The sequence below is a fragment of the Bdellovibrio sp. BIS2 genome, from assembly GCF_055398295.1.
Window position 1 is genome coordinate 490,706 of record NZ_AP035879.1, and the last position, 19,424, is coordinate 510,129.

The 19,424-nt window shown below is 52.0% G+C and carries 19 protein-coding genes; 15 read left to right on the forward strand and 4 right to left on the reverse strand.

Annotated elements, in window-relative coordinates; all coding sequences use genetic code 11:
* Window positions 1-143: 143 nt before the first annotated feature.
* The 3 genes from ACZ520_RS02420 to ACZ520_RS02430 all read left to right on the forward strand — a co-directional run bounded on the left by ACZ520_RS02420 (window position 144) and on the right by ACZ520_RS02430 (window position 4,457).
* On the forward strand, window positions 144-1,586 hold the full coding sequence (locus ACZ520_RS02420; protein WP_464127369.1) for a hypothetical protein: 1,443 nt from the start codon (window positions 144-146) through the stop codon (window positions 1,584-1,586).
* Between the two features lie 68 nt (window positions 1,587-1,654).
* A complete protein-coding gene (locus ACZ520_RS02425) occupies window positions 1,655-3,010 on the forward strand; it encodes a hypothetical protein (protein WP_464127371.1) in 1,356 nt (451 codons plus the stop codon).
* Between the two features lie 73 nt (window positions 3,011-3,083).
* Entirely contained in the window at window positions 3,084-4,457 is a 1,374-nt protein-coding gene (locus tag ACZ520_RS02430; RefSeq protein WP_374031945.1) for a hypothetical protein, read from the forward strand.
* A gap of 7 nt (window positions 4,458-4,464) precedes the next feature.
* Here ACZ520_RS02430 and ACZ520_RS02435 read toward each other — a convergent pair whose 3' ends face one another.
* Both ACZ520_RS02435 and ACZ520_RS02440 read right to left on the reverse strand, forming a co-directional pair.
* Window positions 4,465-5,652, reverse strand: coding sequence for an aspartate kinase (locus ACZ520_RS02435; RefSeq protein WP_417867735.1), 1,188 nt, complete (start codon window positions 5,650-5,652; stop codon window positions 4,465-4,467).
* Window positions 5,649-6,644 carry a lytic transglycosylase domain-containing protein gene (locus ACZ520_RS02440; protein ID WP_088566334.1) on the reverse strand — a complete coding sequence of 332 codons (996 nt, stop codon included), beginning with the start codon at window positions 6,642-6,644 and terminating at the stop codon, window positions 5,649-5,651. Before ACZ520_RS02440 ends, ACZ520_RS02435 begins: the two co-directional genes overlap by 4 nt.
* Window positions 6,645-6,864: 220 nt before the next feature.
* Between ACZ520_RS02440 and flgF the strand changes: the two genes are divergently transcribed.
* The 12 genes from flgF (at window position 6,865) to fliW (ending at window position 16,982) form a co-directional block, all read left to right on the forward strand.
* Window positions 6,865-7,680 (forward strand): flagellar basal-body rod protein FlgF, encoded by an 816-nt coding sequence (flgF, locus tag ACZ520_RS02445; protein WP_088566333.1) that lies wholly within the window; start codon window positions 6,865-6,867, stop codon window positions 7,678-7,680.
* Between the two features lie 61 nt (window positions 7,681-7,741).
* The gene (flgG, locus tag ACZ520_RS02450) at window positions 7,742-8,527 is read left to right on the forward strand and encodes a flagellar basal-body rod protein FlgG (RefSeq protein ID WP_088566332.1); all 786 of its coding nucleotides are present in this window, start codon (window positions 7,742-7,744) and stop codon (window positions 8,525-8,527) included.
* A 3-nt stretch (window positions 8,528-8,530) separates the two neighbouring features.
* The gene (flgA, locus tag ACZ520_RS02455) at window positions 8,531-9,460 is read left to right on the forward strand and encodes a flagellar basal body P-ring formation chaperone FlgA (RefSeq protein WP_417867738.1); all 930 of its coding nucleotides are present in this window, start codon (window positions 8,531-8,533) and stop codon (window positions 9,458-9,460) included.
* Window positions 9,457-10,206 (forward strand): flagellar basal body L-ring protein FlgH, encoded by a 750-nt coding sequence (locus ACZ520_RS02460; RefSeq protein ID WP_416479521.1) that lies wholly within the window; start codon window positions 9,457-9,459, stop codon window positions 10,204-10,206. Before flgA ends, ACZ520_RS02460 begins: the two co-directional genes overlap by 4 nt.
* On the forward strand, window positions 10,199-11,206 hold the full coding sequence (locus ACZ520_RS02465) for a flagellar basal body P-ring protein FlgI (protein ID WP_374031949.1): 1,008 nt from the start codon (window positions 10,199-10,201) through the stop codon (window positions 11,204-11,206). The genes ACZ520_RS02460 and ACZ520_RS02465 overlap by 8 nt, the downstream gene beginning before the upstream one ends.
* Before the next feature lie 311 nt (window positions 11,207-11,517).
* The gene (locus tag ACZ520_RS02470) at window positions 11,518-12,225 is read left to right on the forward strand and encodes a rod-binding protein (RefSeq protein ID WP_464127376.1); all 708 of its coding nucleotides are present in this window, start codon (window positions 11,518-11,520) and stop codon (window positions 12,223-12,225) included.
* Between the two features lie 82 nt (window positions 12,226-12,307).
* Entirely contained in the window at window positions 12,308-12,637 is a 330-nt protein-coding gene (flgM, locus tag ACZ520_RS02475; RefSeq protein WP_011163114.1) for a flagellar biosynthesis anti-sigma factor FlgM, read from the forward strand.
* Window positions 12,638-12,793: 156 nt separating this feature from the next.
* Window positions 12,794-13,315, forward strand: coding sequence for a flagellar protein FlgN (locus tag ACZ520_RS02480; protein WP_226987973.1), 522 nt, complete (start codon window positions 12,794-12,796; stop codon window positions 13,313-13,315).
* A gap of 87 nt (window positions 13,316-13,402) precedes the next feature.
* Window positions 13,403-14,812 carry a flagellar hook-associated protein FlgK gene (flgK, locus tag ACZ520_RS02485; protein WP_417867746.1) on the forward strand — a complete coding sequence of 470 codons (1,410 nt, stop codon included), beginning with the start codon at window positions 13,403-13,405 and terminating at the stop codon, window positions 14,810-14,812.
* A gap of 3 nt (window positions 14,813-14,815) precedes the next feature.
* Window positions 14,816-15,901 carry a flagellar hook-associated protein FlgL gene (flgL, locus tag ACZ520_RS02490; RefSeq protein WP_232468790.1) on the forward strand — a complete coding sequence of 362 codons (1,086 nt, stop codon included), beginning with the start codon at window positions 14,816-14,818 and terminating at the stop codon, window positions 15,899-15,901.
* 60 nt (window positions 15,902-15,961) lie between these two features.
* Window positions 15,962-16,189: a carbon storage regulator CsrA gene (csrA, locus tag ACZ520_RS02495; RefSeq protein WP_038451346.1), complete on the forward strand. Its 228-nt coding sequence runs from the start codon at window positions 15,962-15,964 to the stop codon at window positions 16,187-16,189.
* Between the two features lie 265 nt (window positions 16,190-16,454).
* Window positions 16,455-16,982: a flagellar assembly protein FliW gene (gene fliW, locus ACZ520_RS02500; RefSeq protein WP_011163118.1), complete on the forward strand. Its 528-nt coding sequence runs from the start codon at window positions 16,455-16,457 to the stop codon at window positions 16,980-16,982.
* A 67-nt stretch (window positions 16,983-17,049) separates the two neighbouring features.
* Here the strand turns inward: fliW and ACZ520_RS02505 are convergent, their stop codons facing one another.
* Entirely contained in the window at window positions 17,050-18,000 is a 951-nt protein-coding gene (locus tag ACZ520_RS02505; protein WP_088566325.1) for a coiled-coil domain-containing protein, read from the reverse strand.
* Between the two features lie 108 nt (window positions 18,001-18,108).
* Window positions 18,109-19,347, reverse strand: a complete 1,239-nt coding sequence (locus ACZ520_RS02510) for a DNA recombination protein RmuC (RefSeq protein ID WP_464127381.1) — start codon at window positions 19,345-19,347, stop codon at window positions 18,109-18,111.
* Window positions 19,348-19,424: the final 77 nt, after the last annotated feature.

Sequence of the window (19,424 nt, forward strand, 5' to 3'; positions counted from 1 at the left end):
GGAACTGGTACTTTGGGTGTATATCCCTCTTATTCTCGGCACTTCTTTTGAGCGCACCGGCGTCTGCGGACACGTTCTTGGGTTGCGCTGAATGGTGTGCAGCCAGATTCCTTCCGAAGTCGGGTCAGGCCGATCAATCTCAAATGCGAAAATATGACATGTGCGTGGTGCAGACCCAGAACGAGGGCCGCTGTGGAGGCGCGCCACGGTCATCAGGCACCTCGCGACCGGCCCAGCAACGCCAGCAGGAACCAGCTCAGTCCTCCAATTATAATCCCGAACCAGGGTCAGTGCCCTGCGGGGGGCGCTGCCCGGTTTCCGAGTGTGTGGATGTGAATGGCAGCGGGCGGGACTATCAGTGCCGAATCGATATCATCAATGGCAACACTCAGTCGACGGTGAATGATTGTACTTCCCAATATACCGAACTGCTGAACGAATGTTCGAATGCGGTTCAGGAAACTTCGCACACTTGTGATGAAAAAAATGACTCTGGCATGTCCGGTGTTGCCAACACCGCTTCGCAGTTGGGCTTGATGCTGGGGCAGCAGACCTCGGGCAGTATTCAGTCGGCGTGTTCGCAGATGGCCAGTTTTTCGGCGGCGGCCAATGCGGCTGTCGCGGCTTATCGCCTGAATTGCAACAGTGCCTTGGGAACCTGCCGTTCGACTTGCAGCAAGCTTGTTGATTTCGTTCAGAACAATCCGACGTGCACGGTTCAGGGTTTTCAGGGAACGGCAGGATCCAATGCGATGCTGCTGCAAAATGCTGAATCCAAGGCTGAGCGCTGCGATCAGTTTGAAAGCAAGGTGCAAGAGGCGACTCAGGCGATCAACAATGTGGCGGGCACCATGCGAAATGCAGCGAGCTGTGCGGCGGCCACGTCGGGTGACGGTGCGCCTGTTCCAGAGCTCTGTAAGACCAATCCGAATCTTCCAGGATGTGTGGCGACGGGACCGGTGGATTGCACCAAGCCCGAACTTGCAGGCACAAAAATCTGCGTTTGCTCCAAGAATCCGACTGATCCCATTTGTATGTCTGAAAACAGCAGTGGTGGATCCACCTTCCTGAGCAGCACCAATCCCGGGGCTCGCCTAAACACCTCCGGCGTTGAGTTGTCCGGTGGTGATTTGCCTTCATTGCCGGGCATTGAGCATGGCAAGCGGGGCTCTGGTGGCGCGGGCGAAGCTGTGGACGGCAAGCAAGGCGGCGGTGCGGGCATCTCCAGTTCAGGTGGTGGCGGCGGCGGCGGTGCCGCTGGTGCCGGTGAAGGTGGTAGTGCGGAAGGCGAAGAGGGTGGTCACTCGGTGAATGCCGGATTCTATGGTGGCGGGGGATCCTTCGGGGGATACGGAGGCGGCAGTGGTGAAGGCCGAGCTGGTCAAGGTCAGCCAGGTCAAGCCGGTGTTGCCGGTAAAAACGGTGCCCCGGATTTGCGACAGTTCCTGCCGGGTGGAAAATATGATCCGAAAGCCCGTGGTGTTGCGGGGACCGGAGGACCTGATGGTATTACGGGACCCCATTCAAATATCTGGAAGAAGATACAGAATCGTTATCAGGTTCTGACACCAACCTTAATTCCATAATCTCACTCTGAGATTCATTATACTTTGGTAAAGTTCCCCTCTGAAATGCCGAACAGTTTGTTATGGGAATGAGATCGTTTTTATCAGTGATTATGTTGTTCGCGCTTTCAGTGATTCTTATTCCCGTGGAGGCAGAGGCTCGCCGCTGCCGGGCTCAGTGTGCTGAAGGTTTCACCTGCTTTATGCCGGATCCGACGGATCCCAATGGTCGCAACGACATGTGTGTGGCTGCAAATCAGGTGAACAATACCGATTGTCTCTCTCAATACAACCAACTGCGTGAGCAGTGTAGTGCTCAGGTCACCGACACTTCCTTTACGTGTGATGAAAAAAATGACTCAGGCATGAGCGGCATCGCCAATTCGGCTTCACAACTGAGTTTGATGTTCGGTCAACAGACGGCGGGAAGTATCCAGGCGGCCTGTTCAAAGATGGCCTCTTTCAGTTCTGCAGCGAATGCGGCCGTGGCCGCGTATCGTTTGACCTGCCAATCATCCATTACCAGTTGCCATTCGGCTTGTGATCAGGTTGTTGAATTTGCCAACAGCAATGCCGCTTGTTTGGATGCTGCTGGCGGTGTGGGATCTTCGGCTCAGATGAGATCTTCTGCTGAAAGCGCAGCTCAGCGCTGCAATGACTTCGATGCCAAAGTGGCGGAAGCCAATCAGGCAATCAATAACTTTGCTGGAACCATGCAAAACGCCGCTCAGTGTGCATCGTTGACGGCGGGGGACACAACGGCATTGGAAGAACTTTGTAAGACCAATCCAACGCTGCCCGGCTGTGCCGCAGTGGCAGCAACTGATTGCACGAATCCAGCGAATGCCGGAAGCAAAGTCTGTGTCTGTTCAAAGAACCCGACCGATCCGGTTTGTATGAATGAAAACAGCGCTGCGGGTTCCACTTTCATCAGCAGTACAAATCCAGGCTCGCGTCTGTCGACATCCGGGGCCAGTTTGTCCGGGGGTGATCTGCCAAGTCTGCCTTCCATTCTTCCTGGCAAACCAGGTTCTGGCGGGGCCGGTGAAGCTGTGGACGGCAAACAAGGCGGCGGCGCTGGCATCTCTAGCTCAGGTGGCGGAGGTGGTGGTGGAGCCGGTGGTGGCGCCGGAGGCGAAGAAGGCTCTGAAGACGGTGTTCAGGTGAATGCCGGGTTCTATGGTGGCGGCGGATCCTTCGGTGGTTCTGGTATGGGTAGTGGCGGTGGTGATCGCGGTGTCGCCGGTATGGCCGGTCAAGCCGGAGCGGCCAAAGGCAAAGGTGCTCCGGATCTGCGTCAGTTCCTGCCAGGTGGTAAGTTCGATCCTAAAGCCCGCGGTCTTGCAGGGAACGCCGGGCCGGATGGAATTACCGGGCCTCATTCAAATATCTGGCAGAAAATTCAGAATAGATATCAGGTTCTAAGCCCGACTCTGATGCCTTAGTCTCTGTTTGAGACGTCGCTCAGTACCTTGGTTAAGTTCCCCTGGTGGAATGCCGATCAGAGATACCATGGGAATGAGTCCATTGTTCGCGTTGAAAACGCTATTCACAATTTCGCTATTCTTTGTCGCGAATGACGCCGCAGCCGCACCTGCATGTAATATCGCTTGTCCAGCGGGCTCAAGTTGCTTTGTCAGTGAATCAGGTCAACAGCAGTGCACTCCCAACGACAGCTTTGTCGGGCCTCCGGCACCAACAAGCAATGTGATGTTCACGTGCAGCACCCAACTGCATACTATGATGGAAGAATGTCGCACCCAAATTTCCGAGACCTCTTATTCCTGTGATGAAAAAAATGACTCTGGCATGAGCGGTGTTGCCAACACGGCCTCGCAGCTTAGTTTAATGTTCGGTCAGCAGACCGCAGGCAGCATTCAGGCGGCTTGTTCCAAGATGGCTTCATTCAGTTCGGCGGCCAATGCGGCAGTGGCCGCTTATCGATTGAACTGTCAGTCCGCCATCGGCAGTTGCCATTCCGTCTGTGACCGGGTTGTTGAATTTGCCCAGCAGAATGCCGCTTGTTTGGATGCGGCAGCGGGCGGCAATGGTATCAGTCGTCAGGCAATTGCTTCGGCGGAAAACTCTGCGAAACGCTGTAATGACTTTGACTCCAAAGTTCAGGAAGCCAATCAGGCGATCAATAACTTCGCAGGTACAATGAAAAACGCGGCTCAGTGTGCGGAACAGACTGCAGGCGACAGCACAGCTTTGCCTGAGCTTTGTAAAACAAACCCGAATCTGCCAGGCTGTGCCGCGATCGCTGCCGCTGATTGCACAAACCCTGCAAATGCGGGCAGCAAGGTGTGCGTGTGCTCCAAGAATCCGACAGATCCAATTTGTATGAATGAAAACAGTGCCGGCGGTTCTACTTTCATCAGCAGCACAAACCCGGGAGCTCGTCTGGGTACTCAAGGTCTCGAAGGTGCCGGGGGTGATCTGCCAAGTCTTCCTTCCATTCTTCCAGGCAAGCCAGGTTCTGGCGGTGCGGGTGAGGCAGTGGATGGCAAGCAGGGCGGTGGTGCGGGCATCTCCAGTTCTGGTGGAGGCGGCGGCGGTGGCGCAGCCGGTGGTGGTGCCGGCGAAGAAGGCCTTGAAGATGGTGTTCAGGTGAATGCCGGATTCTATGGTGGCGGCGGATCCTTTGGTGGCTCTGGCGGCGGCAGTGGTGGTGGAGATCGCGGCGCTGCCGGCATGGCGGGTATGGCTGGTGCGGCAAAAGGCAAAGGCGGACCTGATCTAAGCAAGTTCCTTCCCGGTGGACAGTATGATCCAAAATTGCGTGGCTTGGCTGGCAGCGGAGGCCCGGATGGAATCACCGGACCGCATTCCAATATCTGGCAGAAGATTCAAAACCGCTATCGCGTGATGAGTCCGACTCTTCTGCCTTAATCAAAAATCAAATCAAAGGATGAAGGCACTCAATGACCTGCTTGCGCAGGGGTGCCTCAACAAGAACGGTCAGGCTCATGGCGCTGATCAGGATCTTTTGGGTTTCCAGATTTTTCCCCGTCAAAGTATTCAAAACCCTCTGGGTCATTTCCGGTGATGTCGCACCCGTGCAAGTCAGAGTGACGGTGGAATAGTCCGTTGGCAGCAGGGTGAAGTCCGGATGTTTTTCCAGTTCTTTCTTCACGGCGAACATGATTTCCTGCGGGCCGGTCAAAAAGATTTCGGTTTTATCCAGACTGGTTTCGCAGCTGAGCAGTTGGGGGAAGGCGATCTGGTTTTTGTCCAATAGCGCCTGCAGACCCTGAAGGGCCTTGGCCGGATTTTTTTCGCGGCAGTGAATGCCCAGAACAAGTTCGTGAGAGTTCAAAGAAAGAGCTTTGCAGGATTCAAACATATTCAATCCTTTTTTGACGATGGTTCCGTCAGAGGTTTTGCTGGAGGCGGGGCCGATGTAAAGGGTCACATCACGCATCTTTGCAAGTTCCACGGAGCGGTAGTGCAGAACTTTGGCGCCCCAGAATGTCATCTCCATCAATTGATCATAATTCAGTTCACTTAAAGGGCGCGCGGATTTCACGATGTTCGGATCGGCAGTAAAAACGGCCGGGACGTCTTTCAGAATCTCGCAGCGTTCGGCATTGAAGGCTGCCGCCATGGCAACAGCCGAAGTGTCCGAGCCGCCACGTCCCAGGGTGGTGATTTCCTTGGTGACCGGGGACACACCCTGGAAACCGGCCAGAATCACCACGCGGTTGTTTTTCAGGGCCTCTTCCAGGCGCATGGGTTTAACGTCTTTGATAAACGCATTCACGTGGGAATCGTCTGTGAAAATTCCGGCTTGGCTTCCGGTGAAGCTGATTGCGGGACAACCCAGATCATTCAAGGCCATACTGACCAGGGACATGCTGATGCGTTCACCCACGGTCAGCAGCATATCCATTTCGCGGCGTTGCGGATGACCAGACACCTGGTTGGCAAGATCAATCAGGGAATTGGTGGTTTTACCCATGGCACTGACCACGACGATCAGTGAATTCTCTTTTGATTGGGCGGCAATGCGGGACGAAACAGATTTGATTTTTTCAGGATCTGCTAAAGTGGCGCCGCCATATTTTTGGACAATCAGAGGTTTCATTCCAAAGCAACTTTCCGAGAGTGCTGATAGACGTAAGTGGAAACCATTCTTCCAGCTCCTTTCGGAACGCGGATGAAGTGCTTCTCAATCTGACGAGGAATGTATCCCAAATACAGCTCGGCGTTCAAATCTTTTAATGCTTTTCTGGTGACTCCCAAGTGATCTGCCAAAGGTTCCAGATCGGTGCCACCAGGGACAAGAACAACGTCATATTCCAATGGGTCCATTTTTTCCAAGTCACGGAAGCCATAAAGGTTCGGAGCTTTGGCAATCAGCATGGCCGCCAGGATTTTAGGAACGTAGTCTTGTGTCTCTTGAGGAAGTGCATCCAGCTTAATGAGTGCCCAGTAATCTTTGGTGCCGTATTTTTTGATGCGACGGCGCAGACCGTTTTCACCCATATTGTAACTTGCCGCCACCAAATACCAGGAACCGAACTCAGCGTGCAGATCTTTCAGGTAACGAATGGCTGCCAAGGTGGACTTTTTTAAATCACGGCGCTCATCCAGCCACCAGCTTTTGCTCAGGCCATAGCGAGTTCCGGTGGATTCGATGAACTGCCACGGGCCTACAGCATCCGCCGTACTGATTGCATTCGGGGCAAAGCCACTTTCAATCATCACCATATAGGCAAGATCTGATGGCAGACCCGCGCGCTTTAGTTCTTCCTGAATGAACGGCATGTACTTGTACGAACGCTGCATCCAGGTGCGGAACCACTTGTTGCCGCTTCCCTGGAAATAGGCGATCCACTGACTGACTTTTTTATTGTAGGTGACGGGAAGATCAAAAATCAGATTGTCGGATTGAACGTGGGTGGACTTGGCAGTGAGGGCTTTCAGTTTTTCCTTCAGGCTGAGGGCCTGAGTCCCTGGTGCAGGGGCTGCCGTGGTCGCTGCTGTAGCCGGGGTTGCTGATGCCACAGAAGCCGCGCCAGCTCCGGTGCTCAGTTGAATGATGCCAATAAAAATGAATGCAACCCACGTCCTCATAGAATCAATTATGAAGCCGATTCTTTGACACTGTCGACAAAGATCTGACAATTCCCTGGCACCATCGACGAAGGTCAATGCACGGTCAAATCGAAGAAAACTTGAGCCCAGATTTTTTTTCCTGAACGAAGGTCTGGCTTGGAACCTTTTTCCCAGACCAAAATCCGTCCTGTCAAAAGATGGCACACGCCTTGCTGCTCAACACTGTGGAGGGGTTTTCATGGCGATAAAAGGGGTCTATACAGCACTCAGTGGAGCGATGGCTCAAAGTACGAAGCTTGATACAATCGCCAATAATTTGGCGAACGTGAACACACCTGCGTTCAAGCGGGACCAGCAGCTCTTCCAGGAATATCTGACCGCCAACGAAAAGATGCCAGAGACCACGCAGATCCCGCGCGATGTGGCGGCGATTGAAAGCTTCTACAACATGCAAGGTGGCGACAAATCCTATGTCGACACCAAAGGCACCTTCACTGACTTTTCTCAAGGTGGTTTGAAACCGACAGGCAACAGTCTGGATGTGGCCATTGATGGCAAAGGTTTCTTTGAAATCGCCACTCCGGGCGGCGTGAAGCTGACTCGTTCCGGTAATTTTACATTGGATGGCAACGGACAGCTTGTGACCAAGGAAGGTTATCCTGTTCTTCGTCAGGGTGAAGCCGGTTCTGATCCCGCCGGCCGCGTGATTCGTTTCACGGGCAATGGGGCCGTGGCTATCGCCGACAATGGGGATGTGTACGAGGGCACGGAAAATCTGGGTCGACTGTCTTTGGTGAACGTGAACAATCCCGATTCACTGCAAAAGACCGGCAGCTCTCTTTATACCTTCAAACCCAATATCGCTCCAGACATGCAGAATATTGCAAACCCCAGTTTGAAACAGGGTTTTCTGGAAACTTCGAACGTCAATATCGTTCAGGAGATGACGGACATGATTTCCACCAATCGTGTCTTTGAAAGCACGCAGAAGGCCATCAGTGCTTACGATCAGATGGCCGACAAAATGATCAATGTGGTGGGAAAAACAAACTAGCTGCTTAGGATTTGCAGCCGGTTTTTGAAATTATTTATTAAGCCAACGGAAGGATTCGTGAATGCTTAAGAGTTTGAACACAGCAGCTACAGGGATGGCGGCACAACAGACCAACATGGATGTTATCGCCAATAATATCGCCAATGTTTCAACGGCTGGCTTTAAAAGATCCCGCGCTGAGTTTGAAGACCTCATGTACCAGACCCAAAAGGAGCCAGGGACGGCTTCGGGTCTGAATGCTTATTCCCCGAACGGGGTTCAGGTCGGTTTGGGTGTGCGTACGGCGGGTGTGCAAAAGGATTTTGCCGGCGGCCAGGCGCAGATCACCAAGAATCCTCTGGATCTTCAGATCGAAGGTTCCGGTTTCTTCCAGGTGCTGACGGCGGATGGTGAAACAGCTTACACCCGCGACGGGGCCTTCAAAAAAGATCCCAACGGCCGTCTGGTCGACAAAAACGGAAATGCTTTGCAGCCGGAAATCACTGTGCCTGCCAACGTCTCCGGTATCGAGGTGGCACCCACGGGTGAAGTGCGTGTGATCACGGGCCTGAATGATGTTCCTCAGACTATCGGTCAAATCGATATCGTGAACTTTGTAAACCCGGCTGGTTTGAAAGCCATGGGTAAAAATCTGTTCACACAGACTCCGTCCAGCGGTCAGGCGATTGCCTCCCGTCCGGGTTTGAACGGCACAGGCTATCTGGCACAAGGGCAGCTGGAATCCAGCAACGTGAACATTGTGGATGAGATGGTCAATATGATCACCGCCCAGCGTGCGATGGAAACCAACTCCAAAGTGATGCAGGCTTCTGATCAGATGCTTCAAGCCATTAACAATCTGAGATAATTGATGAAGAAGATCTTCGTGTTTGCATTTCTGGTAAGTCTGCAGGCCTTCGCTAGGCCTGAAATCTCCATTCCTTCCAGTGTGGAGATTTCCCAGCGTGAACTTTTGCGCCTGGGGGACATCGCGACGGTAACGGGCGGCACCGAAGAGTTGGTGAATGCTCTGGATGCCGTGGTCCTGCGCGAGGACTGCCGGGAATTGCTGCTGAGCCAGCATTTGAACTCCAGCGAAATTCTGGTGAAGATGCGCGCGGCTTTGAACAGTCAGGAAAATCTGCGTCGTCTGAACCCTCAATTCAAAGTTCCATCCCAAGTGCAGGTGAGCTTTGCTTCCACGCCGGTGTCACGCCAGGAAGTTGAGAGAAAAGTTCATAATATTCTAAAGGCCCGCTGCAACGAGTGTGAATATCAGATCAGCATCCAAAGCACTCCGCGTCCGGCGTCAAAGCTGTGGGATCTTGATTTCACTCAGCTTTCAGCCAAGGGGGGCTTCCTGTTGCCATTGCGCGATGGGGATCAGCGCCAGATTAAATGGATTTCCGGCACAATTCGCGTTTCAAAATTAACCCCTGTAACGACCCGTTTGATCTTACAAGGAGAGAGAGTTCAAGCAGATGACCTGCGCATGTCCATGACGGACGTGACTTTTGCCAAGGATGGCAGTTTGCGCATGGAGGATATCCAGGGTCAGATGGCAGCTCGCTCACTTCCCGTTGGAAGCACCGTATGGGCTTCTGATCTCAAACGTGAACCGGCAGCTAAGAAGGGACAGATCGTTAAAGCTTTGCTTGGCGATGACAGTTTCGAGATCTCCGTCAACATGATGGCGGAGGACAGTGGCTTTGTTGGGGATCTTATCAAGGTAAAAAATCTGGAAACCCAAAAAGTTCTGTCCGGTCTGGTCACTGAAAAAGGTGTGGTGAAGTTGCAATGATGAAGATGATTTCTTCTTTCTCAATTTTGGTTTTGATGGTGTTCACTGCAGGTTGCGCAACCATGCAGGATTTCATGGCGTCTTTGGACGGCCCGAAAGAGGCACCGGCGCTGAAAGATATCAATACAGCGCCAAGATATTCTGACAACCAGAACATGGGTGTGCCGACGGACCGTCAGTACAAGCGCATGACGAAAAACCGCATGGAAGAAGAATCCGACCTGGGTGCCAGTGCCGGATCGACATGGGTGATGGAAGGCCAGGGAGCTTATCTGTTTGCGCAAAACAAAATGCGCAAAGAAGGCGACCTGTTGAACGTCACTTTGGATGGCCCGGCCAAAAAACAGGTCGACACCAAAGTGTCTGTGATCAAAAAACTTTTGAAACAGCTTGAAGAGCAGCAGCAACAGCAGTTGAACAACTCTTTGGCGCAAAATGGGGATGAGGCGTCCCGTGCTCCGGCATCAGTCGAAGCCAAAAAGCCGGAGCCTGCGAAGGTTGAGGAAAAGGATGACGGGGCGGCCGATGTGGCCAGCATCCCAACCCGTATCGTGGAAAAAATGGCCGATGGCAACTATCGCATCAAAGGTCAGCAGCCGTTCATGATCGGCAAGCGTGAATACAAAGTCATCGTGACGGGTTTGATCCGTCCAGAGGACTTCAACGATGCGGGCATCAACTCGGATAAACTTCTGGATCCACAGTACGACGTGGTTTCTTTAAGAAAGACAAAGAGCAATGAATAAAATCACAAACTTTCTGATTCTTTCCGCTGTCTTGTTTTTCTCTTTGATCGAGTCGGCCAATGCAGCCCGCTTGAAGGATATCGCCAGCATTCGTGGCGTGCGTGAAAATCAGCTGATTGGTTATGGTATCGTGGTCGGCCTTAAAGGCACTGGCGACGGCAAGAATGAATTTATGAGCAAGAGCATGGTGCGCATGCTCGACAAGCTGGGAATGAAGCTCGACAATGTCGACTTTTCCAGCAAGAACGTGGCGGCGGTGATCGTGACGGCGACCATGCCGGCGTTTGGCAAGGCGGGGAATCCGATCGACATCACGGTCAGCGCGATTGGTGAGGCGTCTTCCCTGCAGGGGGGCACATTGTTGCAGACGCCTTTGCGCGCTGCCAATGAGCAGGTGTTCGCCGTGGCTCAGGGAAGCATCGTGATTGGTGGTGATGGCAAAGATTCACACACCACTGCGGGCCGTATTCCGAATGGGGCAACGATTGAGCGTGATATGACAGCGGATTTTTCCTCCAGAAAAATGTACCGTCTGACGTTGATCAATCCGGATTTCACGACGGCCGCGCGCTCTGTGCTGACGATCAATAAAGAGCTGGGTGGTCACTATGCTTCGGCAAAGGATTCCGGCACGATTGATATCATCACACCGTTTGCCTATGAAAATCGCGGTGTGGAGCTTCTGGCGACGATTGAATCCATCGAGATCAATCCCGACATGAAAGCTCGTGTTGTTGTGAATGAAAAAACAGGAACGATTGTTATCGGTGACAAAGTGAAGATCTCACGCGTTGCTATCTCACACGGAGCACTGTCAGTGAAAGTGGGCGATGGCAAAAAAGGTGCGGAAGAAAAAGTGGCGGTTCTCGACAGTGGTGTCAGCGTTGGTGAACTGGTCCAGGCACTTAACAAGCTCGGAGTCTCGCCGAAGGACCTGATTACAATACTTCAGTCCATAAAATCAGCTGGAGCTTTGCACGGGGAACTCGAAGTTTTATGAGATTTCTGTTTCAGAATGACACAGCATTTAATACAATCAAAGTTATAGTTTCAGACACATGGACGTGTTTGAAACGCGGGGAGGGTGAGAAAGAGATCGCGAACCATGGAAGGTCAAGAGTCAAAAGTTTCTCGCAGGAAACAGGAGCAATAGGTCAGCAGAGATCACGGAGTGATCAACACGAGCCGAAGCTACACTCTCAGAATCGAGTGCAGGATGCACATGATTCTCCGACTCTAACTCCCCTTTTTTTTCTCTTTCAAAAAAGGTACATCCGTACCTTTTTCTTTTTTTGATCTAGGAGTCTCGCAATGAGCGATGTGGGATCCGGCGGTTTTAAACCCATTGGCAATCGTATGATGGGGCGGCCTGAACAAAAGGCGCCAGAGCAGAAGTTGCGCGAAGTTTCTGACATGTACGAAAAACATTTCCTGCGGGAGATGATGAAAGCCATGCGCTCGACCGTCAAAGAAGGCGGTTTCATCCAGTCGAACCAGGCTGAAAAAATTTTCCGAGAACAGTTAGACGACCAGTACGTCGAAAAGTGGGGCGAACGCGGTGGTATCGGTTTGTCCAACATGATCTATGATCAGTTGATGAACAAGTTCGGCGTGGCCATGGGTGTGCGTGCACCTGTCACAAAGCCTGTAGGACCTTTGGCCATGGATGAGAAAAGCAACCTGGCATTGAAGCCATTCCAGCACCCGGGAAAGAAGCAGGCCCTGTCTTACCGATTCGACACTGAATCAGCCCCAGGAGCGGCTTCCGAAGTGAAGGCCCCTTGGGATGGCGTGCTTATTGGCAAGCGCAGTTTGGCCGATGACCAGACCCTGGTCGAGATCGGTCACGACAATGGTCTAAAGAGCCAGATGGTATTCAAAGGCGGACTGTCAAAAGTTTCGACAGGGGAAAAACTGCAAGCTGGCGACACCCTTGGCTTTTTAAGTCCAGAGGCGAAATCGCTCTACTGGACCATCGAACCACAGAGTGAACCTAGACCAGAAACTGTCTCAGAATGATTTGGTGTAATTGTCCCATTGTGATACTATTGAATGAACAGAAGAGTGTGTTTTTACACTCTTTCGACGGAGGAGGATCTCGATGAAGATCACGCACAATAAAGTCGGTCAAAATTTGAATCTTACTGATTCTTCCAGAGCTGACAACGCCGCTGGTATCAAAGGCAAAGCGGATAATATCGGCGCGGCGAAAGCTGACGTTCTGACTTCCTCCAATCTTGGCGAATCTTCTCGCGTGGAACTTTCTCCTCGTGCACAAGAAGCAAAACGCATCAAGGAACTTGCATTGGCAACTCCGGATGTTGACGAAGCTAAAGTTGCAAAATTCCGTGCCTTGATTGACGAAGGCAAATACAAAGTTGACGCCAAAGCCATCGCCGACAAAATGGTCGACGAACATTTGGAATTTTAGTCTCCGCCCCAGCGGACAGAGCTCCGCCTCAGCGGGCAGAGCTGAAGCGCGCACAGCGCGCGTAAGCTGAAGCAGCTCTACTCCAGCGAAGCCGGAGTGAAAAGCTGCCTCGAACATAAATCTTAACCGCCCACGGCGGCATCAAGGATGATGAAGATGATGGATGCAACAGTCGAAAGAGCGTTTCACAAGTTAGAATCAAATCTCGAAGAACTTACCAAAATCTACCGTTCACTGCTGGATATCGTTCGCAAAGAAAAAGAAATTCTTTTGAAGGCGGATCGTGAAGCATTGGATGAAAGCAACAAACTGAAAGAAGAGTTGCTGTTCAAACTGCGCGCTCAGGATTCCCTGCGTTCCCGCTATGCGATGGAACTGGCGACGCTGATTGGTGCGGATGTTGAAAATCCACGTTTGCTGGAGCTTGCGCAGAAACTTGCCGGCACTCCAGCCGCAGACCGTCTGCGCACGCAGCACGCGGCGCTGGACATTCTGATCAAACGCATCACTGAAATTAACAAAGATAACGAAGAATACACAAAGTCCGCTCTGTCGACATTGAACGGCGCTTTGAACAATATCAAAGACACGCTTTCCGGCAAGAAAACTTACGGAGGCAAGGGCCAGGTAAAACAAGGCCCACAAGTCGCAGGCAACTTCGTAAGTAAAGAAGCCTGAGGCCCCCGGCTCGACCGGGCAGAGCCGAAGGGGCGGAGCCCCGCAGGCTGAAGCAGCAGTAACGAACCCACCGGAGATGAGGATAGGATGTCTAAAATCTCGGCAATGATGGATACGGGCAAACGCTCTCTGATGAACTCTCAGACGGCATTGCAAACGGTCGGTCATAACATCGCCAATAAATCGACTGAAGGCTTCTCTCGTCAGAGAGTGGAGCTTCAGACGAACACGCCTATCACTGAAGGAAATCTTCAGATCGGGATGGGTGCCCGGGCAGGGGTCGTTACCCGCGTTAACAATCCATGGCTTGAAAAACAAATCCAGCGCGAAGGCATGAGCATGGGCTTCCAGGATTCCCGCGCGGATGCTCTGGGCCGTGTTGAGCAGATTTACAATGAACAGAACAACAAGGGTTTAAATCAGTACATGACTGATTTCTTCAACTCTTTCCGTGAACTTTCCAACAACCCTGAAAGTCTGGCTTCCCGCACGATGGTGCGTGAATCGTCGGTGGCGCTGACCAAAGATTTCGGTCGCGTGGTGGGTCAGTTGAAGGCGGTTCAGGAAGACCTTGACGGTCAGATCAAAACGACCGTTGAAGAGGTCAACCAGTTGTCCAAAGAGATCGCCTCCCTGAACGAAAAGGTTCAGATGGTTGAGGTGCAGGGAACCCCTGCCAATGACGAGCGCGACCGTCGTGATCTTTTGCTGAAAAAACTGGGCGAAAAAATCGACATTTCCTGGGCCGAGGGTAAAGACGGCATGGTGACGGTGACTGCGGGGCGCACGGCGATTCTGGTTTCCGGTATCGGTTCCTCTGAGCTGAAAGCCCGTCAGACAGATGCCCGTGACCGTGTTGAAGTCTTCTTTGAAGGCAGCGGATCAACTTCCGCGAACATTACCGGGCAGATCACCGGGGGCCGCATTGGTGGCGCTCTGGATGTGCGTGATCACGTGATCGAGGATCTTTTGTCTCATGTGGATAACATGGCGTACACTCTGGCCAAAGAGGTCAACACCGCTCACATCGAGGGGTTTGATAAAAGCGGCCGTAATGGTGTTTTGTTCTTTGATATGCCAGATCAGGTCAAAGGGGCCGCATCGGTTATCGGTCTGAACAAGACAGTCTTTAATGATGTGGGAAGAATCGCGACGGGAGCCCAGCCGGGCGCTGCCGGGGATAACACCGTGGCCAACGTGATCTCGGCTTTGCAATACCGTCAGGTGATGGATGGTGGCACGTCCACTTTGGATGATTACTATAACACCCAGGTGGGTCAGATCGGTGCGATCTCCCAGCGTGCGGTGAAGGCTCAGGAGTCACAAAAGAATGTGATGTCCCAGTTGACCAATATTCGTGAGAGCATCAGCGGCGTCAGCCTTGATGAAGAAACCACGAAGATGATTGAGTTCCAGAAAACTTACGATGCGTCTGCACGTTTGATCAAAACCGCCGACGAAATGTTTGATACAGTACTGAATCTAAAACGGATGTGATGAGTGAGAATCGCGGATAAGATGTCTTTCAATCAGGTAAACCAGAATCTGACCAAGAACCGGTCGGAGATGGCTGATTTGCAGAATCAGGCTGCGACTCAAAAGCGTATCAACAAGCCTTCGGATGATCCTTTGGCTTCGGCGCGTGTTCTGACGGCAAGAACCGAAGAACGCGGCAACACCCAGTTCATCAAAAACATCAATAACGCCCGAAGCTTCCTGGAGTTTTCAGATCAGTCCCTGAGTGAGCTGACTGAAATCCTGGTGCGTGCAAAAGAACTGGCGGTCAGCCAGTCGAATGATGCCAGCGGTAATGAAGAAAGCCGTATGGTCACGGCCAGCGAGATCGAGCAGATCTACAACCAGTCCATCCAGATCGGGAACCGCAAACTGGGTGAAAGATATATCTTCGGGGGTCAGAAGACCCAGACAACGCCATTCAATCAGTCCGGCGAATATTTTGGTAATGATGCTGACATGAAGATTCAGACCCAGAAGGACTCCTTCGTGGCGATGAACCTTCCGGGCAGTAAAGTCTTCCTGGGTCGTGGTTTGGGCGGGGACGGGATCGTTCGTGCCCAGTACGAGACGCCGACCGATGTTGAGTCCCTGAAGGACTTCCAAAACAAGGAAATCGAGCGTCAACAGATCAACGAGGAAGTGGACTCTAACTTCCTGACCACGCGAGGTCCTGCGTCAGAGTCTGGCCGTCAAAACCGCTCGGACAAGCAAGATCCGGTCACAGGCTCTGTGGGCGTGAATTTGTTCTCGACGCTTAAGAATCTGGAGATTTCCCTTAAAACCAACGATAAAGCGGGGGTTCAGGAGGCTTTGGACACCCTGGATCAGGCTATTTCCCAGGTGGTTTTGGCTCGATCCGAGGTTGGGTCCAGAATTATGGCCGTCAATAGCACCACCGATTCCCTGCAAAAGGCCGTGGTGGACAATAAAGTAACGGCTTCCCAGTTGGAAGATGCCGATGCTTTCCAGGTTATTTCCGATATCAATAAGACCGATAGCACCCTGAAAGCGACTCTCGAAACGTCGGGTAAGCTTATTCAGCCAAGCCTTCTTGACTTTCTAAGATAAAAATAATACCTACAGTTCCGCTTAAAACTACCGATAACGACTGCAGCAAAAGGAGTTGTCATGCTGGTTCTCACACGGAAGTTGGGTGAAAGCATCGCTATCGATGACCACATCAAAATCAGAGTAGTTCAAATTAAAGGTAAACAGGTCCGCCTAGGTATCGAAGCGCCCAAAGACACGAAAATCCACCGTGAAGAAGTGTACGTTGCGATTCAGGATCAAAATCAGCAGTCTGCTACCACAGATGCCGATAAAACACGTAATATCGCTAAGTTATTGAAACCATAATAGGTTTTAAAAGACTTGGGAGCAAAAAGGCCTGGGGCAGAGATGCCGGGCCTTTTTTCGTTTCTAAAATCATCGACCCGCCCCCTCGGCAGGGACGTCTTTTTCTTTCCTATGGCCGCTGTCAGCCTGAAGCGCCCAGTCAAGTCTACTAGATTTTAATTGAGTCTCCCTAGATTTAGGTCCAGATTTATACATGTATTCACCATCATAGCGCCTTGGTGTGTCTAAAATAAGGGTGAATCCTGAGTACCTTTTGGGAGGATGAATGATCATTTCAACATCGCGATTCGGCCAAGTTGAGCTGAAACAAGAAGATGTTCTGACTTTCACCGAAGGCCTGTTGGGCTTCGCTGATTTGCGCAAGTTCGTTCTTCTTGACGATCCGAATGATGAAATCTTCGCATGGTTGCAGAGCTGCGAAGCTCCTGCGATTGCCTTCCCTGTTCTTGAGCCTGAACTGTTCGCTCCTCAGTACAAAGCAACCCTGACCAAAGGGGACATGGAAGCTTTGAAACTGACGGCTCAGGACAAAGCCCGTTATTTCTCTATCGTGACTATCCCGGATGATCCTACTTTGATGACTGCGAACTTGAAGGCTCCAGTTGTCGTGAACATCGAAGCCCGTACGGCTCGTCAGTGTGTTCTTCAGGATAACAACCTGGCTATCCGCGAGCCTATCTTCACCAAGCTGCAACAGCGTGTGGTGCAGAACCCGGCTGTCGCAATCAAAAATCAATCCACGGGCATCGATGTGGCAACCAAGCTGCATGTTGTTCGCGACGCTGAACTTTAATTTTTAAAGATTCAGAAAATGAAAAAGGAGCCCCAGAGGCTCCTTTTTTTATTTTAGCCCCCGTTGTCTATTCTAGGGCATTCAGCTCGGCGTTTTTTTCTATCAACGAAGACTCCAGACGGCGGATCTGCTGCTGTTGTTGTTCGACCGCGCGCTGGGTTTGAAGCAACTGGCGGCGCAGGGAATAGTCACTGGCGGTGGACTCATAGATATTTTCCTGCAGGGATTGGATCTGGGAGCGGCGGATGGCGATTTCCTCCTGCAGGTTGCTGCGATCCTGATCCAGATCCGACAAGGCCTGGGCGCGGGCCTGTTGCACGCTTTGCGGGCCTTGCAGAGCCTGGGATGACAGCAGCAGCTTTTCGTTTTGCATCAGTTCCAGTTGTTGCTGCTGCTGCAACAGCAGGTTGTTCAGATCCTCCAAGCGGGTTTGTTGGGCCGTCAGATCGTTGGTGTTCTGCTGCCAGTAAATGATCTCATCCTGAGTCTGACGGATGTAGTTTTCCTGAGAGCGAATGTTTTCATCGATCTGACTGCGCGCCACCTGGGCCTGGCTGCTTTGCAGGCGCAGGGCTTCGTCTGCCCGGCGATTGATGTCTTCGGCCAGACGGTCGTAGGAGTTCAGTTCACTGATGAAGCTTTGCAGTTCCAGGCTGCTGTTTTGCAGTTCGGAAGAAAACGTGTCGGCTGTCGGGGCCTGGCTTTCCTCCTGCTGCCGGGCGCGCAGGCTTTCCAGGGTCTGTTGGGACTGTTGCAGGTTTGTGTTGGCCTCCAGAAGCTGCTCTTGCAGGGTCAGGGCTTCCTGTTGCAGGCGGGCCTTGGTGGCCGTGATGGCGCGATTTTCAGGCGGAGCGGACACGACAACAGGGATAGAGGCGGGACGACGGGCGCGGGTCCGCTCGGCCTGCTCGACCAAGGCGTCCTGAGTGGTTTTGATACCTTTATAGGAAAAATAGAGCCAGACGGATGCGCCGATAATCACGGCCAGACCCAGCAGGAAAAAATTCTTTCGTGTCATGAGGCCCCTTGAACAGACTAAGTTTCAAGGGGTGTGGGCTCAATCAATACAAAGCAAATCTGCGACGGAACAAGAGGGGGCTTTGTGCTTAAGCAGCCCCCGCAGGCTTTAGGCCTGCTCAAGCTGTGGCAGGGATTTTTCGGTTTTGGCGCCCAGACGTTTCAGTTCTTCGACCTGATCGATGAGGTTGCCTTTGCCCTCGGAGAATTTCTTGATGACATCCTGATGGGCTTTCTGCGCGTCTTCTAGCTTGTTCCCAAGCTGTTGAAGGTCTTTCAAAAGACCAGCGAACTTGTCGTACAAATGACCGCCACGCTTTGCGATTTCAAGCGCATTCTTTTCCTGGCGATTCTGCTTCCACAAAGCCGCCACGGTTCTGAGTGTCGCCAGCAAAGTGGTCGGGCTGACGATTGCCACATTCTTTTCCCATGCATACTGGAACAGATCAGGTTTCAGTTTGAAGGCCAATGCAAACGCCGGCTCCAAAGGCATGAACAAAATCACAAAGTCCGGAGAGATCAGCTTGTCAGCAGCGTGGTATTTCTTTTCGGAAAGACCGTCGATGTGTTTTTTCAGGGAATCGATGTGCAGTTTCCCCAGGCGCTCCTGCTCTTCTGTGGTTTCCGCGGAGGAATACTGCTCATAGGCGATCAGGGTCATTTTGGAATCGACGATCAGATGCTTTTCATCCGGCAGGTTCACGATCACATCCGGGCGCAGGATCTGGCCGTCTTCGCCACGCAGATCCATGTCTGTTCCCTGGATCACGTACTCTTCACCTTTGCGCAGTCCGGATCTTTCCAGAATGTTTTCCAGAATCAGTTCACCCCAGTTTCCTTGAGTTTTCACTTCGCCTTTCAGCGCCTTGGTCAGGTTCTGGGTTTCCGCGGACATGACTTTGTTCAGTTCCATCAACTTGGTCAGCTCACCACGCAAAACACCGCGCTCGGAACGTTCGGTGGAATAGGTTTCTTCGACTTTCTTTTCGAAGTCCTTGATGCGTTCTTTCAGCGGCTCCAGCACAGATGAGATGTTTTTGTGATTCTGGTCGGTGAACTTGGCGGATTTTTCTTCAAAGATCTTTTGCGCCATCACCTCAAACTGGGTGTTCATGCGCTGGGACAGCTCTTCCTGCTGTTTGCGGGTTTCGACCATCAGGTTTTTTTGTTCCGACAGGCTTTGTGAAAGAAGATCATTTTTCATCTGTGCCGTGGACAGGTCGGCTTCCAACTGGGACTTTTCAGAGGCAAATTGCGCTTTCAGCTTGAAATAAACCAGCAGTCCGGAAATCACCGCGCCGGCAGCAAAAGCCACTAAAGTCATGCCATTCATAAAAACCCCCTTCATTCGGAAAACCTCCTTCTTTTGCCCTTAGAAATTCTTTTGGTCACGCGAAAAGAATCTGATACAAAGAGGTTGGATTT